Genomic DNA, 20,883 nt, shown 5'->3' on the forward strand with positions numbered 1-20,883 from the left:
CCCACATCCCGTTCCCGCCCACAGACTGTCGAGACTTTCATGACTATCTCTCTGTACGCTGCTTCCATTCCCGTGTTCAAACAAATGCTCAACGCCCTCAGCGGTGTGCTGACCAAGGCTGAGGCGCACGCCACGGCCAAGAACATCGATCCAAGTGTTTTCCTGCAAGCGCGTCTGGCGCCGGACATGTTCCCGCTGGTGCGTCAGGTGCAAATCGCGGTTGATTTCGCCAAGGGTGTTTCGGGCCGTCTGGCTGAAATCGAACTGCCGAAGTACGACGACAGCGAAGTGACCTTTGCTGACCTGCAAGCGCTGATCAGCAAGGTTCTGACGTTTGTCGACGGGATCAAGCCTGAGCAGATCGACGGCAAGGAAGGCATCGAAATCATCACCCGTCAGGGCACGCCGAAAGAAAAACGCTTCACCGGCCAGGCTTACCTGCTGACCTACGGCCTGCCGCAGTTCTTCTTCCACGTGACCACTGCTTACGCGATCCTGCGCCACAATGGCGTTGAAGTCGGCAAGCGCGACTACATGGGCGCGTTCTGATCGCAATACAGTAATCGCTGACGAGGAGCGAGGCTGCGATCGGGCAACCCCCGAACCGCGATACCTCGTCAGCGCTTACATCGCCGGCGTCATCAGGACGCCGGTTTTTCCTCGGCCATGCAGGCCGCCGCAGTAAAGAGTACGTCGGTGGACGAGTTCAGCGCGGTTTCGGCGGAGTCCTGCAGGATGCCGATAATGAAGCCCACGGCCACCACTTGCATGGCAATCTCGCTCGGGATGCCGAACAGGCTGCATGCCAGAGGGATCAGCAACAGCGAACCTCCCGCCACACCCGATGCGCCACAGGCACAAATGGCTGCCACCACGCTCAGCAAAATCGCGGTCGGAATGTCGACTGCAATGCCCAGGGTGTGAACTGCGGCCAGGCTCAAGACCGTGATGGTGATCGCGGCACCTGCCATGTTGATGGTCGCGCCCAGGGGGATCGATACCGAGTAGGTGTCTTCATGCAGACCCAGACGCTCGCTCAGTGCCATGTTCACGGGAATGTTGGCCGCCGAACTGCGGGTGAAGAACGCGGTAATCCCGCTTTCGCGCAAGCACAGGAACACCAGCGGGTACGGGTTGCGGCGCAGTTTCCAGAAAACGATCAACGGGTTCATCACCAGAGCCACGAACAGCATGCAGCCAATCAGCACGGCCAGCAGGTGCAGGTAACCCAGCAGGGCGCCGAAACCTGAACTGGCTAGCGTCGAGGCCACCAGGCCGAAAATCCCCAGTGGTGCAAAGCGGATGACCACGCGCACGATCAGGGTGACGCCATTGGACAGGTCGCTGAGTACGGTGCGGGTGGTATCACCGGCATGGCGAATGGCAATGCCCATGCCGATGGCCCAGGCCAGAATGCCGATGAAATTGGCGTTCATCAGCGCGCTGACCGGGTTGTCGACCACGCTCAGCAACAGGCTTTGCATGACTTCGCTGATCCCGCCCGGGGCGGCAATGGCGACATTTTCCGTCGCCAGTACCAGGTTCGAGGGGAACAGCATGCTGGCGATGACGGCCACGACGGCGGCGGCAAAGGTACCGAACAGGTAAAGCACCAGGATCGGGCGAATATGGGTTTCTTGCCCGTGCTTGTGGTTGGCAATGGATGCCATGACCAGCACAAACACCAGGATCGGCGCCACGGCTTTCAAGGCGCTGACGAACACCTTGCCGATAAAGGCCACCGAAAGTGCAGCAGCAGGCGCAAGCCAGGCCAGCAAAATACCGGCAATCAGGCCAATCATGATCTGGGTGACCAGGCTGGTGCGTGTGAGCTTTTGCAGCAGGGTAGGTGGAGCGTCAGTCATAAGGGTATCTCTAGTTGTTTTGGGCCGTGCACTGAACAACGTTGGAGCGATCTGCAACAAACGGGCAGGCAGATCGATGTCGGTCGGCGGGTTAAAACCTGTTGAGTAAAGCAGGGTCGGCAGCTGAGGTTAATCACCCGTGCCGAGTGGTCTGTCCGGCAGAATCCTGGCGGGGGCGGACTTTAGCATAGTGCCGGAGGCGCTTCGCGCTTCAGAGGCAATCTGCCACACCCGCGCCTGCTCTTCTCTGCAGGGGAGCGGCGTGTTCTTGGGTTTACTCATTCTGTTACTATTGCCCATCCTCACTTATCTTTAAACCGGCGGGCCTGAATCGGCTTTCGCTGGCGTTGCCGTTTCTGGAGCCCTTCATGCTGTTGCCCATCCTGCTGCTGTCTGCGGCCGGTTTTACCGTGCTCACCACCGAGTTCATCATTGTCGGCCTGCTGCCCGCAATTGCTCGTGATCTTGAGGTCAGCGTGCCCCAGGCCGGTTTGCTGGTGACCCTGTTCGCCTTTACGGTCGCGGCCCTGGGGCCGTTTTTGACCGCTTACTTTGCGCGTTTCAAGCGCAAGCCGCTGTTTATTACGATCCTGTTGATGTTCGCCTTCGCCAATACCCTCGCGGCGCTGGCCCCCAATATTTGGGTGATGGGCTTTGCGCGGTTATTGCCGGCTTTGGGCTTGCCGGTGTTTTGGGCCCTGGCCAGCGAAACTGCGGTAGACATAGTAGGGCCGGAGTACGCCGGGCGGGCGATTGCCAAAATCGGTTTCGGGATTGTCTGCGCAACCGTATTCGGGATCCCGGTCGGCACACTGATCTCCGATGCCTGGGGCTGGCGCAGTGCGTTCTCCATCCTCGCGGTGGTTGCACTGGCCAAGGCCTTGCTGCTGTGGCTGTACCTGCCGGCGACCCACGTGGTGAGGGCCAACGCCAGCCTGCGCTCGCAGCTGGGCATGTTGCGCAGCCCGCTGGTGATTGGCCATATCGTGCTGTCGGTGCTGGTGTTCAGCGGCATGTTTACGGCCTACACCTATCTGGCCGACATCCTGGAGCGTCTGGCGGGCTTTGATGGCACCCTCGTTGGCTGGTGCCTGATGGGCTTTGGCGCGGTGGGCTTGATCGGCAACTCGTTGGGCGGGCGCATGGTGGATCGCCATCCGCTCATCGCATCGATGGTGTTTAGCGCCTTTATGATCGGCGCGCTGCTGGCGTTGGTGCCGAGTATTCACTCTTCGCTGGCTCTGGCAGCGGCGCTGGCGATTTGGGGGATTACCCAGTCGGCGCTGTTTTTGGTCAGCCATGTCCGGCTGATGAAGATTGCGCCCCAGGCCCCTGCGTTTGCCGCGTCGTTGAATATTGCCGGGGGCAACCTGGGTATAGGTTTGGGGGCGATGGTCGGCGGCCGGGTGATTGACAGCTACGGCCTGGGCAGCCTGGGCCTGGCTGCCGCCGGTTTTATCCTGCTGTCGATCGTGCTCGCGCTGGTGCTGATGTCTGCAAAGCCACGGGCCGCGGCCTGCGCTTAATCGCTGGCCGGGGTGAACAACTCGCGTCGAGCGCCCTCGGTAATTGCAACGATGCCAGGGTGCCGGCTCTTGCGCTCGACAGTGATGGCGTAAAACGATTCGGTGACCGCCTCGGTCTGGCCGATCAGCTCCACATCGAATTGGCGCATCACTTCCTGGGCGATCACGCTGGGGGCGATAAATACCCCGATGCCGGACTGACCAAACGCTTGCATCAAGGCACTGTCATCGAACTCACCGACGATTCGCGGCTGGATTTTCTGTTCTGCCAGCCAGCGCAGCAAGCGGCTGCGGATCACGGTTTCAGGGCCGGGGATCAGCAGTGGGGCGCCGTTCAGGCAATGGGGGAAGTTTTCCCCATAGTTGCGGGCCAGGGTGGCAGTGGCAAAAAAACTGATGCCGCATTCCCCCAGCTTTTGGCTCAAGCCTTTGATATCGAGGTGGGAGGGCATCGGGCTGTCGGAAATCACCAGGTCCAGACGTTGAATGGCCAGATCCGCCAGTAGCCGGTCGAGCTTGTCTTCGCGGCAGGTAATGCGGATCGGCTTGTCCAGCTCCATGGTGGGAGCGATCAGGCGATAAACAATCGACTTGGGCACCACATCGGCCACACCCACCCGGAACAGAATCTGCTGCTCCTTGGGGGCCATGCGCAGCATGCTTTGCAGGTCGTTGCCGAGCTGAAAAATCTGCTCGGCATAAGGCAGGACCTGACGCCCGGTCTCTGTCAGTTCCAGCTGGCGGCCGACCCGGCGAAATAACGGCAAGCCGTAGGTGTCTTCCAGCAGGCTTATTTGCCCGCTGATGGTTTGCGGGGTGAGGTTCAATTGCTCGCAGGCTCGAACAATGCTGCCGGTTTTGGCGACCACCCAGAAGTAATGGAGCTGGCGATAGTTAAGCACGCTGAATACTTCGTAAAAATCGAAGTATAGCCCTTAAAAATACGAATTTTCCTGAAGTATTTATCTCTCTAGAATCCCGCGTTATTCGCGAGCCATGCAGTGGGCCGCCGTTTTAGAGAGGAAAGCGAGATGAGCATGAAGAAAGCAGGTGCATTGGCATTGGTAGCAGCAGGCCTGCTACTGCTGGGCGGTTGTGATCAGGCGGAAAAAGCGGCGCAACAAATGTTGAGCAAAACCGCTGAAACGGCCAAGCAGGCGATTGATGACACCCACAAGGCGGCAGAACAGGCACTCAGCGAAGCCACCGGCTCTCAGGTGGAAAAAGAACAGCCTGAGCAAGAACGCAAAGAGTCGTCCCAAGCGATTTAACTTGTCTTAAACCAGAGTCAGAACACACCTATGGAATATCTTTTACAACTGGCGGCCAGCCCCGCAGCCTGGGTCGCGCTGGCCACGTTGATCGTGATGGAAATCGTGCTGGGCATCGATAACCTGATCTTTATCTCGATTTTGACCAACAAGCTGCCTGAGGCGTATCGCACCAAGGCGCGCCGTATCGGGATTGGCATGGCGTTGATCCTGCGTCTGGGCCTGCTGGGCACTATCGCTTACATCGTGCAGCTGACGACGCCCGTGTTTGAAGTGCTGGGCCAGGCTTTCTCCTGGAAAGACATGATCCTGATTGCCGGTGGTCTGTTCCTGGTGTGGAAGGCGACCAGTGAAATCCACCACAGCATGAGCCCTGAGGTCGAGGATAAAACCACCGGCGTCTCGTCCAAGGTGGCGCTGGGCTTTGCGGCTGCTATCGGGCAAATCTTGATGCTGGACCTGGTGTTCTCCATCGACAGCATCATTACTGCGGTGGGCATGACCGAGCACTTGCCGATCATGGTGATTGCCGTAGTGGTAGCGGTGCTGGTGATGTTGCTGGCTTCGGAGCCTCTGGCCAAGTTCATCAATGAGAACCCGACCGTGGTGATGCTGGCGCTGGCCTTCCTTATCATGATCGGCATGACCCTGATCGCTGAAGGCTTTGGTGCTCATGTACCCAAGGGCTATGTATATGCCGCGATGGCATTCTCCGCCACGGTGGAAACCCTCAACATTGTGGCGCGGCGGGTTCGGGAAAAACGCCAGGCTGCTCTGCTGAAGTAATCTGCAGCTGTAACTCAAAGGCCGTCCACCCTGTGCAGGGGGACGGCCTTTTTTGTGGCAGGGTTTTTGTCGCGGTCACAACCAGACGCCACCGCCCTAGTGGGCGTTTGCAGTACCAGTCACGGGTTTTTCAGGCGGGACTTGCAGCTTGGGCTGTACCTGCGGGTGATGATGACGGCTGATGCGCATCAGTCCCCAGAGCATTGCGGCGGCAACGGCCAGCCAGCCGGTGATTAGCAGGATAATGGTCAATGTCGGGCTCATCAGTGCCTCCTTTGCCCACAATGGGCACAAACACACACTAAGCAACTGACAGTCTAGCGCGGGTAGTGTTGCAGTCTATTGACCAAAGGTCGTGCTGGACCAACTGATTTGTTCTATCCCGGTGATCTCGCTGGAGCTTAAGGCTATACCTGCGCTTGATGGCATCCTATGATCGACGGCCATGCCGGGCCTCGGGGCCGGTGCTCATTCAAGGCGAGGGAATATGCAGGCAGTGACGGGATCAAGATCGGTGCGGCTGTGGTTGCTGGCGGTACTTGCGCTGGCGGTGGTGGGGTGTGCCAGTGTCGAGCCGCCTGAGCTTCGTCGCCTGCCGGAACGGGTCGAACTCAATGGCGTGCCATTTTTTCGCGGCAATGCCAATCAAAGTGGTCCGCAGGTGCTGGCCAGCATGTTTGGCGAGCAGCGCATCAGAATTACCCCGGGCCTGCTGCTCAAACCATTGAAGCTGCCGGGTGCCGAAGCATCCCTGCAAGACAACATGCAGCAACTGGCGGCGGGGTACGGGTTACTGGTGTATCCATTGGACACCTCCCTTTCGGCGCTATTGGCCCAGGTGGCTGCGGGTTATCCGGTGATGCTGCGCTTCAGCGACGGTACAGTCTGGTCTGAACCGCGCTACGCAATGTTGGTGGGTTATAACCGCACCAAGCACACCGTGCTGTTGCGTGCCGGTATGGAGCGGCGACGGCTCATGGACTTCAACAAGTTTGAGTCGGCCTGGAAAGATGCCGGAGGCTGGGCGGTGCTGATTCTGTCGCCCGAGCAACTGCCGGCCAATGTCGACAAGGCGCGCTGGTTGAAAGCGGCCAACGACCTGTCCCGCTCGGGTCAGGAACAGGCTGGAGCCCGGGCCGTCAAAGCCCTGGAGAACTCGGGGAAATAACGGTCACAACCATCGTCTGGGAGGCGGGCTGGCCCGCGATGGCCTCACGGGGGCCATCAGCGGCGTCTGCATCGCCGGCCAGCCAGCTCCCCGGGTTGCACAAGGTAAATTAAAAGCCGTACTTGTCACGCAGGCTGTAGTACCACGCCCCCAAAGCGGTCAGCGGTGTACGCAACAGCTGGCCGCCGGGGAAAGGGTAGTGCGGAAGATCGGCGAAGGCATCGAAGCGCTCGGCCTGGCCGCGCAGGGCTTCGGCCAGCACCTTGCCGGCCAGATGGGTATATGTCACCCCGTGACCGCTGCAACCCTGCGAGTAATAGATGTTGTCACCGATACGGCCCACCTGGGGTAGACGCGAAAGAGTCAGCAGGAAATTGCCGGTCCACGCGTAGTCGATCTTCACATCCTTGAGTTGCGGAAAGGCTTTCAGCATCTTCGGGCGAATAATCGCCTCGATATTGGCCGGGTCTCGCGCGCCATACACCACGCCGCCGCCGAAAATCAGGCGCTTGTCCCCCGACAATCGATAGTAGTCGAGCAAGTAGTTACAGTCTTCGACGCAATAGTCTTGTGGCAGAAGGGTCTTGGCCAGCTCATCACTCAAGGGCTCGGTAGTGATCACCTGAGTGCCGCATGGCATCGATTTGGCTGCCAGCTCGGGCACCAAATTACCCAGATATGCGTTGCCGGCAACGATGATGAATTTGGCGCGGACCTTGCCTTGAGGCGTATGCACCACCGGGTTGGCGCCGCGCTCAATGCGGATGGCCGGTGATTGCTGGTAAATCGTACCGCCCAGTGACTCAACGGCTGCGGCTTCGCCGAGAGCCAGGTTGAGTGGATGAATATGGCCGCCACTCATGTCCAGCAGCCCGCCCTGATACTGGTCACAGGCGACCACTTCACGAATCCGGCGCTGATCCAGCAGCTCCAGTTGCGTATTGCCATAACGCTCCCAGAGCTTCTTCTGGGCCTCCAGATGACCCATCTGCTTGGCAGTGATGGCGGCAAACACACCGCCGTCTTTCAAGTCGCACTGAATTTGATATTTGGCCACCCGCTCGCGGATGATCTTGCTGCCCTCAAACGCCATTTGCCCCAACAGCTGCGCCTGCTTGGCCCCCACCGTCCGCTCGATGACATCAATGTCACGGCTGTAACTATTAACAATCTGCCCGCCATTGCGACCAGACGCGCCGAAACCGACCTTTGCGGCTTCCAGAACCGTGACCCTGAACCCGCTCTCCAGCAAAAACAGCGCGCTCGACAGCCCGGTATAGCCAGCGCCGATGACACAGACGTCAGTCTCGATCTCCTCCTGCAGGGCGGGGCGTTCGGGAACCGGATTGGCAGAAGCTGCATAGTAAGACTGGGGGTAGGGGGTGTTCGACATTCTGCAGCCTCTGTTTAATATATTTGACGAGTAAGGGCGATGCTACCTGAGTTGAAATCCAGCGGCTAGCCACCTGCGGAAGCGGTTTTTTGCGTCTCCTATAAATAATTCGACTATTCATAGAGTTAGCTGCAAAAAAGGTGTTGACACCCCTCCGCAAATCTATAGAATGCGACCCCACAGCAGGCACGTAGCTCAGTTGGTTAGAGCACCACCTTGACATGGTGGGGGTCGTTGGTTCGAGTCCAATCGCGCCTACCAAACAAAATCCGCTCTGCTGGGCGGTCTAGAAGGGCTCACCGAAAGGTGGGCCCTTTTTTGTTGTCTGCGATTTGCAAAACTTTTGCAAAACTTTTGCAAAACCGCCACCTCAGAACGCCAAATCAGCTCCCACCTCCAGGTACTCGATACCTTTCTCTGTGTGCCCGTCCTGATAGTGTTTGGTCATCTTCGCGTCCGCATGACCCATCAGCGCCTGGATGTATTCCTGCGGGAAACTCTGCTGCTCGTACAACCAGGCACCCAAAGCGCGGATCTCGTGAAAGGTGGGTCGTTCGGTAGTCGGAATATGGTCATACGCATGCGCCGCGTCCCTGGCCTTGCTGAACTCGTTGCTCAGATAGTTGGGAGTGACAGAGGTCCAGTGATCCTTGGCGGCTATCTGCTCACGCCTTCTTGCCTTGGGCCTGTAATGGATTAGGTAGGGCGAAGCCACAGGAGAGCGCATGCACTCGCTCACAACCTCTCGTAGAGCCTTGCCCATCTTGATCTGCAAGTGAACGGGGTTGTCATAGCCCTGGGTTTTGCCGGGCGACACCTTAATCGTGTTGTTTTCAAGGTCCACCGAAGACTTGAGCCACGAAACGATATCGTCACGCCGCTGCAGACTGGCCAGTGCCAGGCGTATGGCGCGTTTCAGCCAGATCGGCGTGGTGTCCGCGTCCACAATCGTCATCAGGCTCACCAGCGTGTGTCGCTGACGCTTCTTCTCGGCTTCCTTTTTGATCAGTGTCAGCTCGGCCACGTTGCGCTCAGCCAAGCCTTTGGCCACCGCGAAGGCAAAAACCTGGATCAACAAACCGCGGTGCTTGGTGTAAGCGTTGTTGCTGAAACCGTCCAGGTACTCCGCGATGCTAAGTACATCGAGCTGGCCGACCAACTGATCCCCCAAGTCCTGCCGGTAGCGCTCAAGCTTGAACTGGATTTCAACCAGAGTACGGGCGGCATAGCCGCGGTCTTTCAGCCATTCGGCCTCAAAGCGCTCGACCAGGTTGCGCATCGTGGGCAGGCGATCTCCTGTCAGGATCATGAGCAACTCACCGTCACCGGCCATCACAGGGGCCAGCTTTGCATTGGCTGCCCTGGCCAGCTTGATGGCGTCCTCCAGCGGGCGGTTGATGCTGGTCATCAGGCCGGTGATGGGGTTGCGGTACCGCCAGTATTTGCCGTTGGGGTAGAGGTTGGGGGGAAGTTTGCGGTTTTTGATTGTGCGAGGCCGAGAAGCCATTACCCAAGCTCCAGCATTTGAGCGAGCAGCGGATCGCTCGACCCCATAATTGCGGCCTGCAGGTCTACGAAATACATCCCGCCTTTTACCTCTCCCAACACTTCGCCTTCCTCTATCCATTTTTTGAGTTGTTGCAGGCTAGGCTTGCCGCCTGCGTAGCGCAGCTTTCTGAATTCACTGGCCTCCATTAAGCGTGGGAGGCGGGCAGTGATCTGGGCAATGATCTTTGCCATGTTGATTCCATTCTCTGGGGGGAGTTTATGAAGTGAGTGGATTCTTTCGGAAAGCCCAGTCGTGGCCGCACTGACGACAGCGGCCGAGTAGGCGCCCTGTTGCTTTAAGTTTATCCGTAGAGCTGACGGTGCTGATCTTGCCGGCAAGCACCTCGTAGCTGACTAAGTTGATGAATTCTTCGTTAATCTGAAAGTACCGCCCGCCGCAACGGGTGCATCGGGCGTCGATACGTTCGCCAATATTTTTTGTAAGCATAGAGATGGCTCCATATCGCCCACAGGCGGCAGTGCCTGGTGGAGTTGGCTAAATATCTTGTCATTTGTTCGAGGGTTTCTCGGATGTAAAAGTTAAAGCTCTGTAGCGTGTGTTGCGGATTATTTGGCCGTGCACTGGGAAAGGAAGTTTGGTTTGATATGTTTTTAAAATGGTTTTTGGTTGTTTTGGGTTGCGTGAAAAATAAAAGCACAAAGTGTGCTAGGTTTTTTGGTGGTGTGAATTATAAAGTTAAAGAAAACCCAGAGTGTCTGGGTTTTCTTGGGAGCGTGCTATTTACTTGATGGGGTGTTTTTTCTTGGTAATGAATGCTGGCTCTTTCCAGTTAGGCCCTTTTCTGTAGCCTCCGTCTGCATGCTCAATCAAGCCTTCCAGCGTCATGGCCTCAACGAGCTTTAAGAGTTCAACATTGTTAGAGATATTTGCCCAGTTATTTCTGCTGTAAAGTCTATCCAGAGCAGGGTATGAGATAATTTTTTCATTTCTAGTGGCGAAAAGAATAACGTCTCGTGGGCTTTCTGCAATAACTACTTCATTAATGTCGTTCATTTTATTCTCCGTATACTTGTTTATTTTCAGCAGTTATTGCATCTGGTGTATAGAATAAATCAGAAGAATCTTTGAGTTTGAAGTCTTCTAGAGTTGCAGAGTGAGCGTTATTCCATACGTTTCCTTCAATGCCGTCGGCAACCCCAAGAGACCTGTATCGCTCAAGCTCCCTCAGTTCGTGCGTGTAAAAGCGTTTGTCGACGTCAGTGATAGCAATTTCGCCTTTTAGGATTTTTCCGAGACGCTCAATCATGATTTTATTAGCATCTGAGGGGGCGAATCGCCCCGTATGCAGTTTTACCAGATTTATGCCGGTTTTTGTGACCGAAGCTTTCTTCCAGTCGAGATTTTGGGTTGGGCCACCAGCTTTGTCAGGGTTGTACATGCGTCCGCTGTGCTGGCCTTTGGTGGTTGCACCATCATAGGGGGAGCTAAACACTGCATAAATAGGCTGCAGTCCAGAGTCGACTGGGAAGCAATAAATACAATCTTGAAGATCCAATTGGTCGACAGCTGGCAAGGCTTGAGCTTTTACCTCAATTGGAGTCAGCGTCAAGCCGGTGTAAACGGGGACATCAATGGGGGTTATAGGCGTTGTTGAGGAGCTGTTGCTTGGCGAGGCAATAGGGAATACTAAGATGCGTGGTGGGGTACTCGTCGTGGTGAAGGTGTAAGCATTTAGCGCCCTGTCGAGCGTCAGAAGTCTTACAGGGACATTTGGCGATACTCCGCCACTGGCTTGTGTAGCAATGACCGAATACTTTGTAGAATCTCCGTAAATTCGATACGGAACTTTCACAGTTCCCTTTGCCAATGCGACCTTTAACCATTTTGCAGCAAGATTTTTAGTCGGATGATTGACAAGAATGCTTGCGGGGAGTGTCAGAGTAGTTTTTGCGCGGTCTGGTGGGTAAAGATCGCTATTACCAAGGTTGGATGGCCAAAACAATGTGGCAAACGGAATCCATCGACTCGCTACACTTGCAGTGGTTTCCAAGGTCGCAGCGCGCTTCAGTGATTCAAATAATGCTACAGCGGCTTTCAAGACTGCATCCAGTGTCAGCGTCGAGCCTGGTGATAGAGCAACAGATCCCGCCATTGCACTCAGTTGAGCGGCTCCGGTCGCTGTAATAGTGGAGGTATTAAGCAAAAGTGATAGTGCTGTGGATTTAGCTTCAAGTTGATCAATAAGTTGAGCAATGATTTTGGCGTTCTTAGCCGCTCTGTAAGAAGATTCGTAGCTATTTAGTATTTCATTGGTGCGTACAGGGAACTCACGAATAACAAGCCCCATAGATTTAATACCAATATCTGACCGTTGCGACTTGGAAAGTACCAGGGGGTCTCCCCCAGAGAAAGTGTTAGCGATTCTGATGGTGGCTTCGAGGTTCTGTTTTCGCGAACTGATGAGATTTTCGATAATCGTTTTATTGCCTGCAAGGCTTTGTGGGGTTTTGGTGTTGCTGGTACCTGCCGCAGCGAGATCTTGCTTAACCAGAGTATTCAGTGGGGTAGTGGATTTTGCATAAATTGCTTCAACATGATCTTGTACTAGTTGGAGTTGCTGAATTATGCGCCCGCGCAGATAATGTAGGTTCAGCCCTGCTGTCATCTGACTAAGTTCGGTTTGGCTCATGCCTCTCCATTCGCTACCAAAGTTGCTTGTGGTTCCTATATTTCCTCTTCCTTTCATACTCATGCTTGTGCCGCCTGCCATTCCATCCATACCAACGGGTGGTTCATTAGCAACAATATGAAGTGCAGCAATTTCCATAATGGATTCCTATAAGAAAGGGGGTTACTTTGTTTTTTGGGTCTTGTAAGGATTGATGCTTTTTTTTGAATTTGTTGTTCGTGTGTCCTTATATTGCGGTTCCTACGTTTGGGAGGTCGCTGCATGAATTGTGTATCGATGCATATTCGATATGTTGTAGTTAGGATTGGGTGCGGCGAAAGTTATGTTTTACGGATCTGTTAATTCGACTTATCTGTGAACACCATAAAATATGATGACGGTCATTATTGTTTCGATGCGTAATGCCCAAATGCGAAGTTGTTTCCCCCGCTTGGCTTGACGATAAAGCGAGGTGCCAAGGCGGGTGGGGGGGTAGCTTTTGATAGAGCTCGGCAGTGGCCTGCCGTGTGCGTTCGCGCAACCCCTCAAGAATTGCGCGGCGCTATGCATTGTCGATCCTCGGCAGAGTTGCGGTCATTCGTCAGTACTCAGGCATTGCGCTGACACCTATGGGGGCGCGATGGAGTGCTAAGGAATAAACGCAAGACTTATTAAAAAGCTAAGTCGGAACTAGGCTGTGTTGCACTCTTGAAACGCCATCGTATGTAAGAGCCTGGCTTTTTGGGCGTGTCAGCCACGGTTTATTAGTGCATGGCTGGATCCTTCGTGTGTTAGTCGCAGGGATAGTGGGGGTGATGCAGGTGTCCAGTCTCTGTTGAGTTGGCGTCCGCATCGGTCTGTACTCAGGCTGGTAAGTGCCTAAGATCAGACCGATACGGCCTGGTGCTGGGGAGTACCAGGTGCTCGGGCAGTTAGCGACAGGCTGTCGTGGCGCTGGTTGGATAGAGTTAAACGACCAGGTCAAACGAGTCGGCGCGTCGTACAAGTCGCAACTCGGAGCCGCGACGTTCAGAAGGTCTGCGATCCCGTCGAGCCATTCCGTTGTCAGCTAGGCCTTGCATCGTCATCACTGCAACGAGCAGCAGGCAGAGCGGGGTGATGATTTGTCGTCGCATCGCTTCGGCCACCATCGCGCCTTGGCGGTGAACCCCGAGCTTGAACATGGCGCAGGCCAGTCGCTTGACCACCGTACCCGGCGCAATGTCGAACGCCCTGGCGATCTCTTTTGCTGTTAGTCCTTGGGCAACTGAAAGCACGAACTGCAGTTCCCGCGGCGCAAGGCCTCGGCCAAGGTGGCCTTTCCATGCACCATCTACGATTGTCGATTCCATGATGTCTACTCGGTTGTTTTCCCGATGCACCCGGCAAGCCAGGTGCAACAGTGAAAGTGTCCGTGAAGCGAACAGGCTCGCTAATGGCGAAAGCCTGGGGTTCTTGCTCACCGTCTTACCGAGGCTGATACGGCGACACTCAGGGAGGCTCCAGCCTATGAGTGCGCTAACGGCCTTTCCCGTCCGGCGTTTTGTAGCTGTTGGTTGTTAAAGAGCGTTCCGGTTACCCGAGTCCTGTTGAGGGGGCTATCGAGCCTGTTTGGCTGCTCGATGAGGCGAAGATAAGCCAATGCCTATTTTATGTAAATAGGCATTGGCTAATTCTTTTCCTGTGGACGTGAAAAAGCCCGCAGAGGCGGGCTTCGGTTTGTTGCTGGAAACAGGCGCTCGGTTGGCTGGTTTGCCCAGCCAGGCGGGCTTCAGCCGTACAGCTTGGCTGTCGACTTCAAGGCGTCGGTATGCAGAAAAATATCGTCCAAAGTTTCAATCGGGTGCCGAGTTTCTTTTTTATCAGCATCGAAAAGGCCGAGGTATTTTTGCGCACGGTTGAAGTGGAGGCGGGCGAGGGGCTTTCTGTTGTTGTCATCAAGAAGAATGCCGAAATAACTCTGGGTGTCACGAGCAACGATGCGCTTGGCATCAACCTCGGTACGCACAATCGCTTTGACGATGTTGTAGCCTTCGGTTTCTTCTTCAGTCGTAACAATCAGATCTTTCTCTTCATCTGCCGGGAGTTCAACTTCTGGTGTAAGAGAGGGAGTCACGGGCTGACTTGAAAACACTGGCTGGGTGTTACCACTGATAGCGGATTTGAGGCGTTCGTTAATTTGGTCACCCAGAAATTGCGCTGTGGCCTTTCTGGTCAGGTGGCCGAACTGCTCACGGACTTTTTGAGTAATGACGCCATCGTAAATCCGCGAGGCGAAAAGCCTTACGAAATCATCGTCAGGCTCTTTGAATTGAGCTGCCAGGATACGTTTGATCTGGCCGACATATTTGAGCTCCCCTGCGGCGCTGATTATGGAGTCCACATCAAACGCCGATTTTGTCAGCTTTTGCAGCTCAGGGATGGCGTGCTCGTCGATGTTCAGGAGGTCGAGCTCTAGAAAGGGTTTTTCGTCCATTTTGTTCGGGGCGTCCAGGTCGGTGAAGAACTTGTAGACCTGGCCGTTTGTAAGAATGGAAATCCGTGCGCTTGTGACATGGAAGTAGCGGAAGAGCTGGCCTGCATGGTTAATGTTCAGCGGCTCGCCGATTTTCTTGCTTTCAATAAGGATCTGAATGGCGCCATCTTTCATAATGGCGTAATCAACCTTTTCACCTTTTTTCGTCCCTATGTCGGATGTGTACTCAGGTACTACTTCAAGCGGGTTGAAAACGTCATAACCCAGAATGGACTGAATGAAGGGCATGATAAAAGCATTTTTAGTTGCTTCTTCAGTTTGAATGGCTGCGCTCTGTTGTCTAATTTTTGCCGCTAATCCTGCGAGCTTTTCTTCAAATTCCATGATTCCCTCCCCAGGGAAAAATTTTCTACAGTTTGCGAGCATTCCATGCGAGAAGAACCCTTGCTTGGATATGGACGCGTTCGAGTTGAGCGCCTTCAATCACTATTGCCGGATAAATCGGGTTGTCAGAAATCATTCTCAGCGAGCCGCCGGTCATTCGCTGCAGTCGCTTGATGAATAGGTCGCCATCCAGGGTGAAGACGTAAATCGCGTCGGTACGAACATCTGTGATGCCGCGATCTACAAGTAAAGCATCCCCGTTGCGAAAGGTGCCTTCCATGCTGTCGCCGTCACCATCGATGATGGCGAGGTTTTCAAATTTAGAGAAGTTAAGGCCCTGACTCTTCAGCCAGTCAACGTGGACGGTGATGTCCCGGATAACTTCAATATTATGTTCAGGTGGTGCGCAGCCTGGCCCCATTGATGCAGCAACGTCGAAGTGGGGAATGGTGACGAAACTGATATCGGTGCTTTTTCTGCGGGAGCTGATAGGGATTACGTTGCTTTCCTTTTCGTCCCTGATGACATTGCTGTCAGCCGGGTTCGATATGGATAGAAACTCGGTCACACGATCGCTCAGGCCCCAGTGAGATGGCTTGGCCACATCTGAAAAGTAGTCCATGAGCTGCATGAGCTTGGACTTGTCTATTCGCCCCGTCTTCACCCAGCCCTGGACAGACGGAGGCGCCACGCCGAAATCTTCGGCGAGCTTCTTTTTTGAAACACCTTTGGCGAGTCGAGCTTGCTCGATGGCAGCGCCTAATTCTTTACCTGTAAGCATTGCCTAATTAAGCCTATCCGTAGGTTGAGTAGGCAATAGCTTGTTAGGGATTAGCTAATGCCTTATATTTGGCCGGTGATCTAACGGAGAACATCCATGACACCAGCACAAGCAGCTCGGGAGGCGGCCCGCATCGTAGGGAGTCAGACCGATCTGGCAAAGCGCCTTGCCGTCTCAGCTCCGACTGTCAGTCAGTGGTGCTCTGGCGACCGGCCAATTCCCCCACCAAGAGCTCTGCAAATCGAAGCTTTGACAAAAGGCCAAGTGAAACGCGTTGACCTTTGCCCATCGTTTCCCTGGTCCGAGATGGTCGCGTAGTCCAGAGATTCGATTGTCAGGCCATTTGGCTCAAGGGAACAGCACCTCGGATTAGCTGTTAATCCATCCAGTTACCAAATCGCAGACAAAAAAAAGCCGGTGGATAGACCGGCTTCTTCACAACTTCTTTCAGGGGCCATTATGTGCACCATTTGTTCATCACGCAACACTGCTGACGTGATACCTCGCCTTGCACCATTACTCGCTACGACCCCGGCACAGGAGGCCGTGTAATGGCCCGCATACGCACGATCAAACCCGAGTTCTGGACCAGTGAACAAGTCATGGAATGCAGCCCTTTGGCGCGCCTGTTGTTTATCGGTGTGTGGAATTTCTGCGACGACGCAGGCAACCATCCCATGTCTTCCAAAACCCTGAAGGCACTGGTGTTCCCAGGCGACGACATCACCTCGGCGAAAGTCGGTGAACTGCTCGCCGAGCTTTCAACAAATGGGCTTATCGACCTCTACGTGGTGTCGGGTAAAGAGTACCTGCACGTCAACGGCTGGAAACATCAGAAGATCGATAGACCCACGATTAAGCACCCTGCATTTCGACTGACTATCGACGCTGACTCGGAGAGTGCTCGACGAGCCCTCGCCGAGGAGCCGACAGAGCCTAGACGAGCCCTCACCCCCGGAAGGGAAGGGGAATCTAAGGGAGAAAACCCACCCAATGCGCACGAGACGTTCGACTCACGCGAAATGGTCGCCATGACCCTGGACTGGTTGCCCGATCCAGAAACCCTAAAAACCTATGCCGTTCACGTTGGCCTGTCTGGCGCTCTGTTCACTCCAGCGGTGATTGCGTTATTCACCTGCCACTACGAGTCGAAGGGCGTGATCAACACCCAGGCCGAGTGGGTGAGCATGCTGGTCAAGTGGGTGCAGCGTGATCAGATCAAGACCGCCGGAACCAACGTCAGCCGCTTCCCGGGCAGGCCCCGAGCTGACGAACCCTTTGACGACGAAGATACCGACTGGCTGCATCAGGAGGCCACCCAATGAACCAAGTTTCAGTAATCGCCACCGGCCTGTGGGCCAAGGTGCAGACAGGCCAATTTATCGCTGCCGGAGAAAGTGAACACATTCAGCCCGCCGCAGAACTGTCCCAGGCCACGGCCAAGGTCATCAATGGGCTGTTCCGCGAACTGCGTTCGATCTTCCCCGCGTGGAAGCAGGCATGGCCGGATATGGCGACCTACAAAGCGGCCAAGCAACAGTGGATGCGCGGCTTTCTCGAAGCTGGGATCTGCAGCACCGAGCAACTGCGCTTCGGCCTGATGCGGGCCCGCCAAGCAGCCAAGGACTTTGTGCCGAACGTGGGTGTGTTTATCGGTTGGTGCACACCGACAGCGGAAATGCTCGGCCTGCCGAGGTTGGCTGCGGCTCACCGCGAAGCTTGCCGTAACGCGCATCCGTCGATGGCCGGCCAGGCCAAGTGGACCCATGACGCGGTGTGGCACACGGCCAAAGAGTGCGGGTTTGAAAACCTCAACCGGCTGTCCCACGACCTGAGCATCAAGCTGTTTGAGCGTAATTATACGATCACTGTGCGCCGAATTCTGGCGGGCCTGCCGTTGCAGAAAATGCCGCTGGCTTTGCCGCCACGGACCATCGAGCGCAGCGCGCCAGAAGTGGGCAACAAGGCTCTGGCCGCGCTGCGGGCCATGCGTTCGGGAGGTGCTGCGCATGCCTAATCCTCATCTGGCCCCGGTTGAGCCGAGCGCCTACCGTTGGGCCGTTCACTGCTGCTCCTACAAGCTCGACTTGAGCCATAAGCCCGACCGGGCTGTGGCCTTGTTTGAACATGAAAGCGCGGCAAAGCATTTCGGCGGATTGATGTGGCCCAGCACCTTTGAAGTGGTGGACCTGCAATCACCTGTGGGAGCGGGGCAATGAACACGAAAATCAAAACCCTCACCGTGAAGCTGTCTGATGCGGAGATTGGGCGCAATGCCAAGCTTGAGCATGTGCGCGACCTGCGTGATGCCGGTCACCCGGCGTTGCACTTTCGCTTCTTCAAGAATCGCAGCCGGGGCTCCTGGTACTTGGTCAATAAGCGCCGCTGGCATCGCATCGGAGTCTATCCGGCTTTGAGCGCCAAACAGGTGTTGGCTGAGTTGCCAGCCGTGCGACTGCGTGTCTCTGCTGATGCGAGCTCAACGATTTCTCAGTGGGCGACCACCGGCGAACTGCTCGGCTGGTACGCCGATCGCATGGCCCGTGACCGCAGTCTGTCGGCCAAGCGCAAGAACACCGGCGCCTCTGCCATGAAGTGCCACCTGCTGCCGCGCCTGGGTGGCTTGCCGCTGGTGGAGGTCAACAAGGCCACGCTTGATACCTTGTTCATGTGGCCGCTGCAGGAAGTCCTTTCCATCGACTACGTGCGTCTGGCGTTCCAGTTGCTGGCCCTGGCATTCCGTCAGGCGTTGAAACTGGGCCTGATCTCGTCCAACCCGATGGCGGGTATCAAGTTCAGCGATTTCTCCAAAGCCAAGGTCAGCATCAAACCCTCCCGGTTGCGGGGCGTACAGTTGCAGGATCTGCTGACCGAACTGACCCCGGTCATGGCGAATGAACCCGCTGACGCCATGCTGGCCCTGATGATGTTGTGCCACGGCACGCGGATAGGGGAGACGCGTCAGGCGCGCTGGTTGCATATCAGTCTGGCTGAGCGTGAGTGGTTTATTCCTGCGGAGCACACCAAGACCGGCGTGGAGCATCACCTGCCGCTGACCGACCAGGTGCGCACTCTGCTGATCCAGTACCGCGAAACACAAACCGCCCGAGGCTATAACGGCCAGTACCTGTTCCCGGCTCGCAATGGCAAGGCGTTGAGCGAAGGGCTGGCCAGTGCGGTTTTCACCCGGCTGGGGAAGGGCGAGTGGACCAGTCACGACCTGCGCAAGGTAGCCCGCACCGGCTGGGCAGACTTGGGCATCGACCACCTGATCGGTGAGTTACTGATCAACCATGCCATGGGTCACAACGTGAAGGTGTACATCCAGTCGGACGTGATGGGCCGCAAGCGTGATGCGCTGGAGAAGTGGCACGACCATCTAGACCAGAAGGGTTTCAGCCTGATCCACGGGCAGACAGGCGTTAGATTCGGAGAATCCGGTAATACGCTGGTGGCCGCTAACGGCAAGGCGTGCAGCGCTATTAAGAAAACAACCATAGGCGAGGATTAAAAATGATGATTCGAAAAACGCTGCACCGACCTTTGGGTGATACCGAACACATGCTTGAGCAATGGGGCTGGTGGCGAATGGACGGGATGGGGATTCCCAGTTATGCCTCGCCAATGCTGGCCCTGATGCGAGATGCGCTGCCTTCCAGCACGAAGTCCTACACCATCACTGATGAACTGGCCTGCGCCGTTGACGGGGCGTTGGCCAGGCTGTGCAAGCGTGACCAGCAGATGGGCGACATGGTGTGGCTTTACTACGGATCCAAGTGGCCGGCAGTGCGGGTAGGTCGCCACTTCAAGGTGAGCGAAATGAAGGCGCGAGAGTTGATCAAGGCGGGCGTAGCCTGGATCGATTGCGTTCTGGAGACCCTGCGTGAAGCTGCGTAAAAAGAGTTGTCCATATGGAATAGCTCTGTTTTCATAGCACTGTGTTTAGCTGTTACAGCGGGACACCACAGAGAAAGCCCGACCATTGAGTCGGGTTTTTTATTGTTGCAATGATAGCTATAAGCCATTGCCATGCTGTAAATTCGCCCGGAATATTTAACGGAGTTCCCCGGTGACGGACCAGCTAACCCTCGATCTTCCAATCTCTTTCTACTTTGAATCACAAGAACCGATTCCTATTGATGAGATAGTCGCCTCGCTTCTTGGGCTACAGAAGCTAGCCTCAAAAGTGCCTATGCTAGTGGGCAATCTCTGTCATGCGGAACACGGGATTGATCTCGATAGTCTGAAGGTCTCGAAGATCGAGTCGGGCAGCTTGCTTGAAGTCTTGGTGTTGACGCTGCTGTTCAGTTCTGCGGTCGACAAAGAAAGATGTATCCGGTGGCTCAACGAGACGAAAATGGGAAAATATGCGAAGTATGGCCTAGGAGGCCTTTTACTCTTGCTGCTTGCCAGTGAGTCAATCACCCTTTACGACTCATTTAAGGGCAAGGGCGGCACAGGGGAGACCCCTAGCATCCAAGCGAACAACAATATTCTTATCAATATTGGTAGCGAGGCTACTGGTGCTAGTACTGATGAGCTGCGAACAGCCATTGATGGTGCCTTGACTGGCGATCGTAAAAAAATGGTAAGGGCAGCATTAGATTTTGTTCGACCTGCATCCGGTGAAGGCCGTGGTGGCTTGCACGCTGGGGAAGAGGCAACGGGAATTGCATTCTCCCACCAAGCGGCCACTGATGCTCCAGCAACTCCTGATTTTCGGGTTAAAGATACTGAGGTTGCTTACCCTAGTACCAAGCTTGAGATTAGAGCCCTAGATCGTGACAAAGTAGATAGTGGGTGGCGTGGTGCACTCCCTCAGCTTACGGGCGAGAAAAGGCTTCCCCTCTACTTTGCAGATGGTGTGGATATCACTAAAGCGGTGACTCAGGAGTCCGTTCAGGCTGATGTCCAGGTATTGATGTCTACGGATTTCAACCGTGGAGTTCTTGTGCCAAAAAGTATTACAGTCACGAAAATTTATTGATTTAAATTTTCCATTTGAGCCCGCCTAGTGCGGGCTTTTTCGTTTTCGGCCCCGCCACACCCATCGCC

The 20,883-nt window shown here is 55.3% G+C and carries 23 protein-coding genes and 1 tRNA gene; 13 read left to right on the plus strand and 11 right to left on the minus strand.

The window, feature by feature from the left end; translation table 11 throughout:
* The first annotated feature begins 39 nt into the window (after positions 1-39).
* Positions 40-549 carry a DUF1993 family protein gene (locus tag B195_RS23055; RefSeq protein WP_003447337.1) on the plus strand — a complete coding sequence of 170 codons (510 nt, stop codon included), beginning with the start codon at positions 40-42 and terminating at the stop codon, positions 547-549.
* A gap of 92 nt (positions 550-641) precedes the next feature.
* Here the strand turns inward: B195_RS23055 and sstT are convergent, their stop codons facing one another.
* Positions 642-1,865 carry a serine/threonine transporter SstT gene (gene sstT, locus B195_RS08580; protein WP_003447338.1) on the minus strand — a complete coding sequence of 408 codons (1,224 nt, stop codon included), beginning with the start codon at positions 1,863-1,865 and terminating at the stop codon, positions 642-644.
* 368 nt (positions 1,866-2,233) lie between these two features.
* On the opposite strand from sstT, the gene B195_RS08585 reads away from it, so the two are divergent.
* Positions 2,234-3,391, plus strand: coding sequence for an MFS transporter (locus tag B195_RS08585; RefSeq protein ID WP_003447339.1), 1,158 nt, complete (start codon positions 2,234-2,236; stop codon positions 3,389-3,391).
* On the opposite strand, the gene nhaR is transcribed toward B195_RS08585, so the two are convergent.
* Positions 3,388-4,293 carry a transcriptional activator NhaR gene (gene nhaR / locus B195_RS08590; RefSeq protein ID WP_003447340.1) on the minus strand — a complete coding sequence of 302 codons (906 nt, stop codon included), beginning with the start codon at positions 4,291-4,293 and terminating at the stop codon, positions 3,388-3,390. The two genes, B195_RS08585 and nhaR, sit on opposite strands and share 4 nt — an antisense overlap.
* 129 nt (positions 4,294-4,422) lie before the next feature.
* Between nhaR and B195_RS08595 the strand changes: the two genes are divergently transcribed.
* Entirely contained in the window at positions 4,423-4,662 is a 240-nt protein-coding gene (locus B195_RS08595) for a hypothetical protein (RefSeq protein ID WP_003447352.1), read from the plus strand.
* 30 nt (positions 4,663-4,692) lie between these two features.
* Entirely contained in the window at positions 4,693-5,448 is a 756-nt protein-coding gene (locus tag B195_RS08600) for a TerC family protein (protein ID WP_003447353.1), read from the plus strand.
* A gap of 96 nt (positions 5,449-5,544) precedes the next feature.
* Here B195_RS08600 and B195_RS22980 read toward each other — a convergent pair whose 3' ends face one another.
* Entirely contained in the window at positions 5,545-5,712 is a 168-nt protein-coding gene (locus tag B195_RS22980) for a hypothetical protein (RefSeq protein ID WP_003447354.1), read from the minus strand.
* Positions 5,713-5,935: 223 nt separating this feature from the next.
* Here B195_RS22980 and B195_RS08605 point away from each other — a divergent pair, with 223 nt between their 5' ends.
* Positions 5,936-6,616 carry a peptidase C39 family protein gene (locus B195_RS08605; protein ID WP_177412992.1) on the plus strand — a complete coding sequence of 227 codons (681 nt, stop codon included), beginning with the start codon at positions 5,936-5,938 and terminating at the stop codon, positions 6,614-6,616.
* 109 nt (positions 6,617-6,725) lie between these two features.
* On the opposite strand, the gene B195_RS08610 is transcribed toward B195_RS08605, so the two are convergent.
* A complete protein-coding gene (locus B195_RS08610) occupies positions 6,726-8,009 on the minus strand; it encodes an FAD-binding oxidoreductase (protein WP_003447356.1) in 1,284 nt (427 codons plus the stop codon).
* A 184-nt stretch (positions 8,010-8,193) separates the two neighbouring features.
* Here B195_RS08610 and B195_RS08615 point away from each other — a divergent pair.
* A tRNA-Val gene (locus B195_RS08615) sits at positions 8,194-8,270 on the plus strand.
* Between the two features lie 109 nt (positions 8,271-8,379).
* Here B195_RS08615 and B195_RS08620 read toward each other — a convergent pair.
* The 7 genes from B195_RS08620 to B195_RS08655 form a co-directional block, all read right to left on the minus strand.
* Entirely contained in the window at positions 8,380-9,516 is a 1,137-nt protein-coding gene (locus B195_RS08620) for a tyrosine-type recombinase/integrase (RefSeq protein WP_003447357.1), read from the minus strand.
* Positions 9,516-9,749 carry a hypothetical protein gene (locus tag B195_RS08625; RefSeq protein WP_003447360.1) on the minus strand — a complete coding sequence of 78 codons (234 nt, stop codon included), beginning with the start codon at positions 9,747-9,749 and terminating at the stop codon, positions 9,516-9,518. The genes B195_RS08620 and B195_RS08625 overlap by 1 nt, the downstream gene beginning before the upstream one ends.
* A 550-nt stretch (positions 9,750-10,299) precedes the next feature.
* Positions 10,300-10,572, minus strand: coding sequence for a hypothetical protein (locus B195_RS08635; protein ID WP_003447362.1), 273 nt, complete (start codon positions 10,570-10,572; stop codon positions 10,300-10,302).
* 1 nt (position 10,573) lies between these two features.
* Positions 10,574-12,346 carry an S-type pyocin domain-containing protein gene (locus tag B195_RS08640; RefSeq protein WP_003447363.1) on the minus strand — a complete coding sequence of 591 codons (1,773 nt, stop codon included), beginning with the start codon at positions 12,344-12,346 and terminating at the stop codon, positions 10,574-10,576.
* Positions 12,347-13,155: 809 nt separating this feature from the next.
* On the minus strand, positions 13,156-13,539 hold the full coding sequence (locus tag B195_RS08645; protein ID WP_003447364.1) for a LuxR C-terminal-related transcriptional regulator: 384 nt from the start codon (positions 13,537-13,539) through the stop codon (positions 13,156-13,158).
* 419 nt (positions 13,540-13,958) lie between these two features.
* Positions 13,959-15,047 (minus strand): type I restriction endonuclease, encoded by a 1,089-nt coding sequence (locus tag B195_RS08650; RefSeq protein WP_003447365.1) that lies wholly within the window; start codon positions 15,045-15,047, stop codon positions 13,959-13,961.
* 25 nt (positions 15,048-15,072) lie between these two features.
* Positions 15,073-15,828, minus strand: a complete 756-nt coding sequence (locus tag B195_RS08655; protein WP_003447366.1) for a S24 family peptidase — start codon at positions 15,826-15,828, stop codon at positions 15,073-15,075.
* Positions 15,829-15,924: 96 nt separating this feature from the next.
* Here B195_RS08655 and B195_RS08660 point away from each other — a divergent pair, with 96 nt between their 5' ends.
* The 7 genes from B195_RS08660 to B195_RS08690 all read left to right on the plus strand — a co-directional run bounded on the left by B195_RS08660 (position 15,925) and on the right by B195_RS08690 (position 20,815).
* The gene (locus B195_RS08660; RefSeq protein WP_003447369.1) at positions 15,925-16,146 is read left to right on the plus strand and encodes a Cro/CI family transcriptional regulator; all 222 of its coding nucleotides are present in this window, start codon (positions 15,925-15,927) and stop codon (positions 16,144-16,146) included.
* 233 nt (positions 16,147-16,379) lie between these two features.
* Positions 16,380-17,153 (plus strand): DnaT-like ssDNA-binding domain-containing protein, encoded by a 774-nt coding sequence (locus tag B195_RS08665; protein WP_003447370.1) that lies wholly within the window; start codon positions 16,380-16,382, stop codon positions 17,151-17,153.
* Positions 17,150-17,845: a replication protein P gene (locus B195_RS08670; protein ID WP_003447371.1), complete on the plus strand. Its 696-nt coding sequence runs from the start codon at positions 17,150-17,152 to the stop codon at positions 17,843-17,845. Before B195_RS08665 ends, B195_RS08670 begins: the two co-directional genes overlap by 4 nt.
* Positions 17,838-18,047: a hypothetical protein gene (locus tag B195_RS08675; RefSeq protein WP_003447372.1), complete on the plus strand. Its 210-nt coding sequence runs from the start codon at positions 17,838-17,840 to the stop codon at positions 18,045-18,047. Before B195_RS08670 ends, B195_RS08675 begins: the two co-directional genes overlap by 8 nt.
* Entirely contained in the window at positions 18,044-19,339 is a 1,296-nt protein-coding gene (locus B195_RS08680; protein WP_003447373.1) for a site-specific integrase, read from the plus strand. Before B195_RS08675 ends, B195_RS08680 begins: the two co-directional genes overlap by 4 nt.
* Before the next feature lie 2 nt (positions 19,340-19,341).
* Complete coding sequence (locus B195_RS08685) at positions 19,342-19,725, plus strand: antiterminator Q family protein (protein WP_176464626.1); 384 nt, start codon at positions 19,342-19,344, stop codon at positions 19,723-19,725.
* A 172-nt stretch (positions 19,726-19,897) separates the two neighbouring features.
* Entirely contained in the window at positions 19,898-20,815 is a 918-nt protein-coding gene (locus B195_RS08690; RefSeq protein ID WP_003447378.1) for a hypothetical protein, read from the plus strand.
* Positions 20,816-20,883 lie beyond the last annotated feature (68 nt).

The sequence above is a fragment of the Pseudomonas sp. Lz4W genome, assembly GCF_000346225.2.
Classification (GTDB): Bacteria; Pseudomonadota; Gammaproteobacteria; order Pseudomonadales; family Pseudomonadaceae; genus Aquipseudomonas; species Aquipseudomonas paraversuta.

What these genes read in the sequence shown, in the direction of transcription:
- B195_RS08665 (WP_003447370.1), top strand. Translation starts at nt 16,380, where the DNA reads ATGGCCCGCATACGCACGATCAAACCCGAGTTCTGGACCAGTGAACAA.
- B195_RS08600 (WP_003447353.1), top strand. Translation starts at nt 4,693, where the DNA reads ATGGAATATCTTTTACAACTGGCGGCCAGCCCCGCAGCCTGGGTCGCG.
- B195_RS08650 (WP_003447365.1), bottom strand. Translation starts at nt 15,047, where the DNA reads ATGGAATTTGAAGAAAAGCTCGCAGGATTAGCGGCAAAAATTAGACAA.
- B195_RS08670 (WP_003447371.1), top strand. Translation starts at nt 17,150, where the DNA reads ATGAACCAAGTTTCAGTAATCGCCACCGGCCTGTGGGCCAAGGTGCAG.
- B195_RS08625 (WP_003447360.1), bottom strand. Translation starts at nt 9,749, where the DNA reads ATGGCAAAGATCATTGCCCAGATCACTGCCCGCCTCCCACGCTTAATG.
- B195_RS08620 (WP_003447357.1), bottom strand. Translation starts at nt 9,516, where the DNA reads ATGGCTTCTCGGCCTCGCACAATCAAAAACCGCAAACTTCCCCCCAAC.
- sstT (WP_003447338.1), bottom strand. Translation starts at nt 1,865, where the DNA reads ATGACTGACGCTCCACCTACCCTGCTGCAAAAGCTCACACGCACCAGC.
- B195_RS08585 (WP_003447339.1), top strand. Translation starts at nt 2,234, where the DNA reads ATGCTGTTGCCCATCCTGCTGCTGTCTGCGGCCGGTTTTACCGTGCTC.
- B195_RS23055 (WP_003447337.1), top strand. Translation starts at nt 40, where the DNA reads ATGACTATCTCTCTGTACGCTGCTTCCATTCCCGTGTTCAAACAAATG.
- B195_RS08675 (WP_003447372.1), top strand. Translation starts at nt 17,838, where the DNA reads ATGCCTAATCCTCATCTGGCCCCGGTTGAGCCGAGCGCCTACCGTTGG.
- B195_RS08660 (WP_003447369.1), top strand. Translation starts at nt 15,925, where the DNA reads ATGACACCAGCACAAGCAGCTCGGGAGGCGGCCCGCATCGTAGGGAGT.
- B195_RS08635 (WP_003447362.1), bottom strand. Translation starts at nt 10,572, where the DNA reads ATGAACGACATTAATGAAGTAGTTATTGCAGAAAGCCCACGAGACGTT.
- B195_RS08640 (WP_003447363.1), bottom strand. Translation starts at nt 12,346, where the DNA reads ATGGAAATTGCTGCACTTCATATTGTTGCTAATGAACCACCCGTTGGT.
- B195_RS08605 (WP_177412992.1), top strand. Translation starts at nt 5,936, where the DNA reads ATGCAGGCAGTGACGGGATCAAGATCGGTGCGGCTGTGGTTGCTGGCG.
- B195_RS08595 (WP_003447352.1), top strand. Translation starts at nt 4,423, where the DNA reads ATGAGCATGAAGAAAGCAGGTGCATTGGCATTGGTAGCAGCAGGCCTG.
- B195_RS22980 (WP_003447354.1), bottom strand. Translation starts at nt 5,712, where the DNA reads ATGAGCCCGACATTGACCATTATCCTGCTAATCACCGGCTGGCTGGCC.
- B195_RS08610 (WP_003447356.1), bottom strand. Translation starts at nt 8,009, where the DNA reads ATGTCGAACACCCCCTACCCCCAGTCTTACTATGCAGCTTCTGCCAAT.
- B195_RS08655 (WP_003447366.1), bottom strand. Translation starts at nt 15,828, where the DNA reads ATGCTTACAGGTAAAGAATTAGGCGCTGCCATCGAGCAAGCTCGACTC.
- B195_RS08685 (WP_176464626.1), top strand. Translation starts at nt 19,342, where the DNA reads ATGATGATTCGAAAAACGCTGCACCGACCTTTGGGTGATACCGAACAC.
- B195_RS08645 (WP_003447364.1), bottom strand. Translation starts at nt 13,539, where the DNA reads ATGGAATCGACAATCGTAGATGGTGCATGGAAAGGCCACCTTGGCCGA.
- B195_RS08680 (WP_003447373.1), top strand. Translation starts at nt 18,044, where the DNA reads ATGAACACGAAAATCAAAACCCTCACCGTGAAGCTGTCTGATGCGGAG.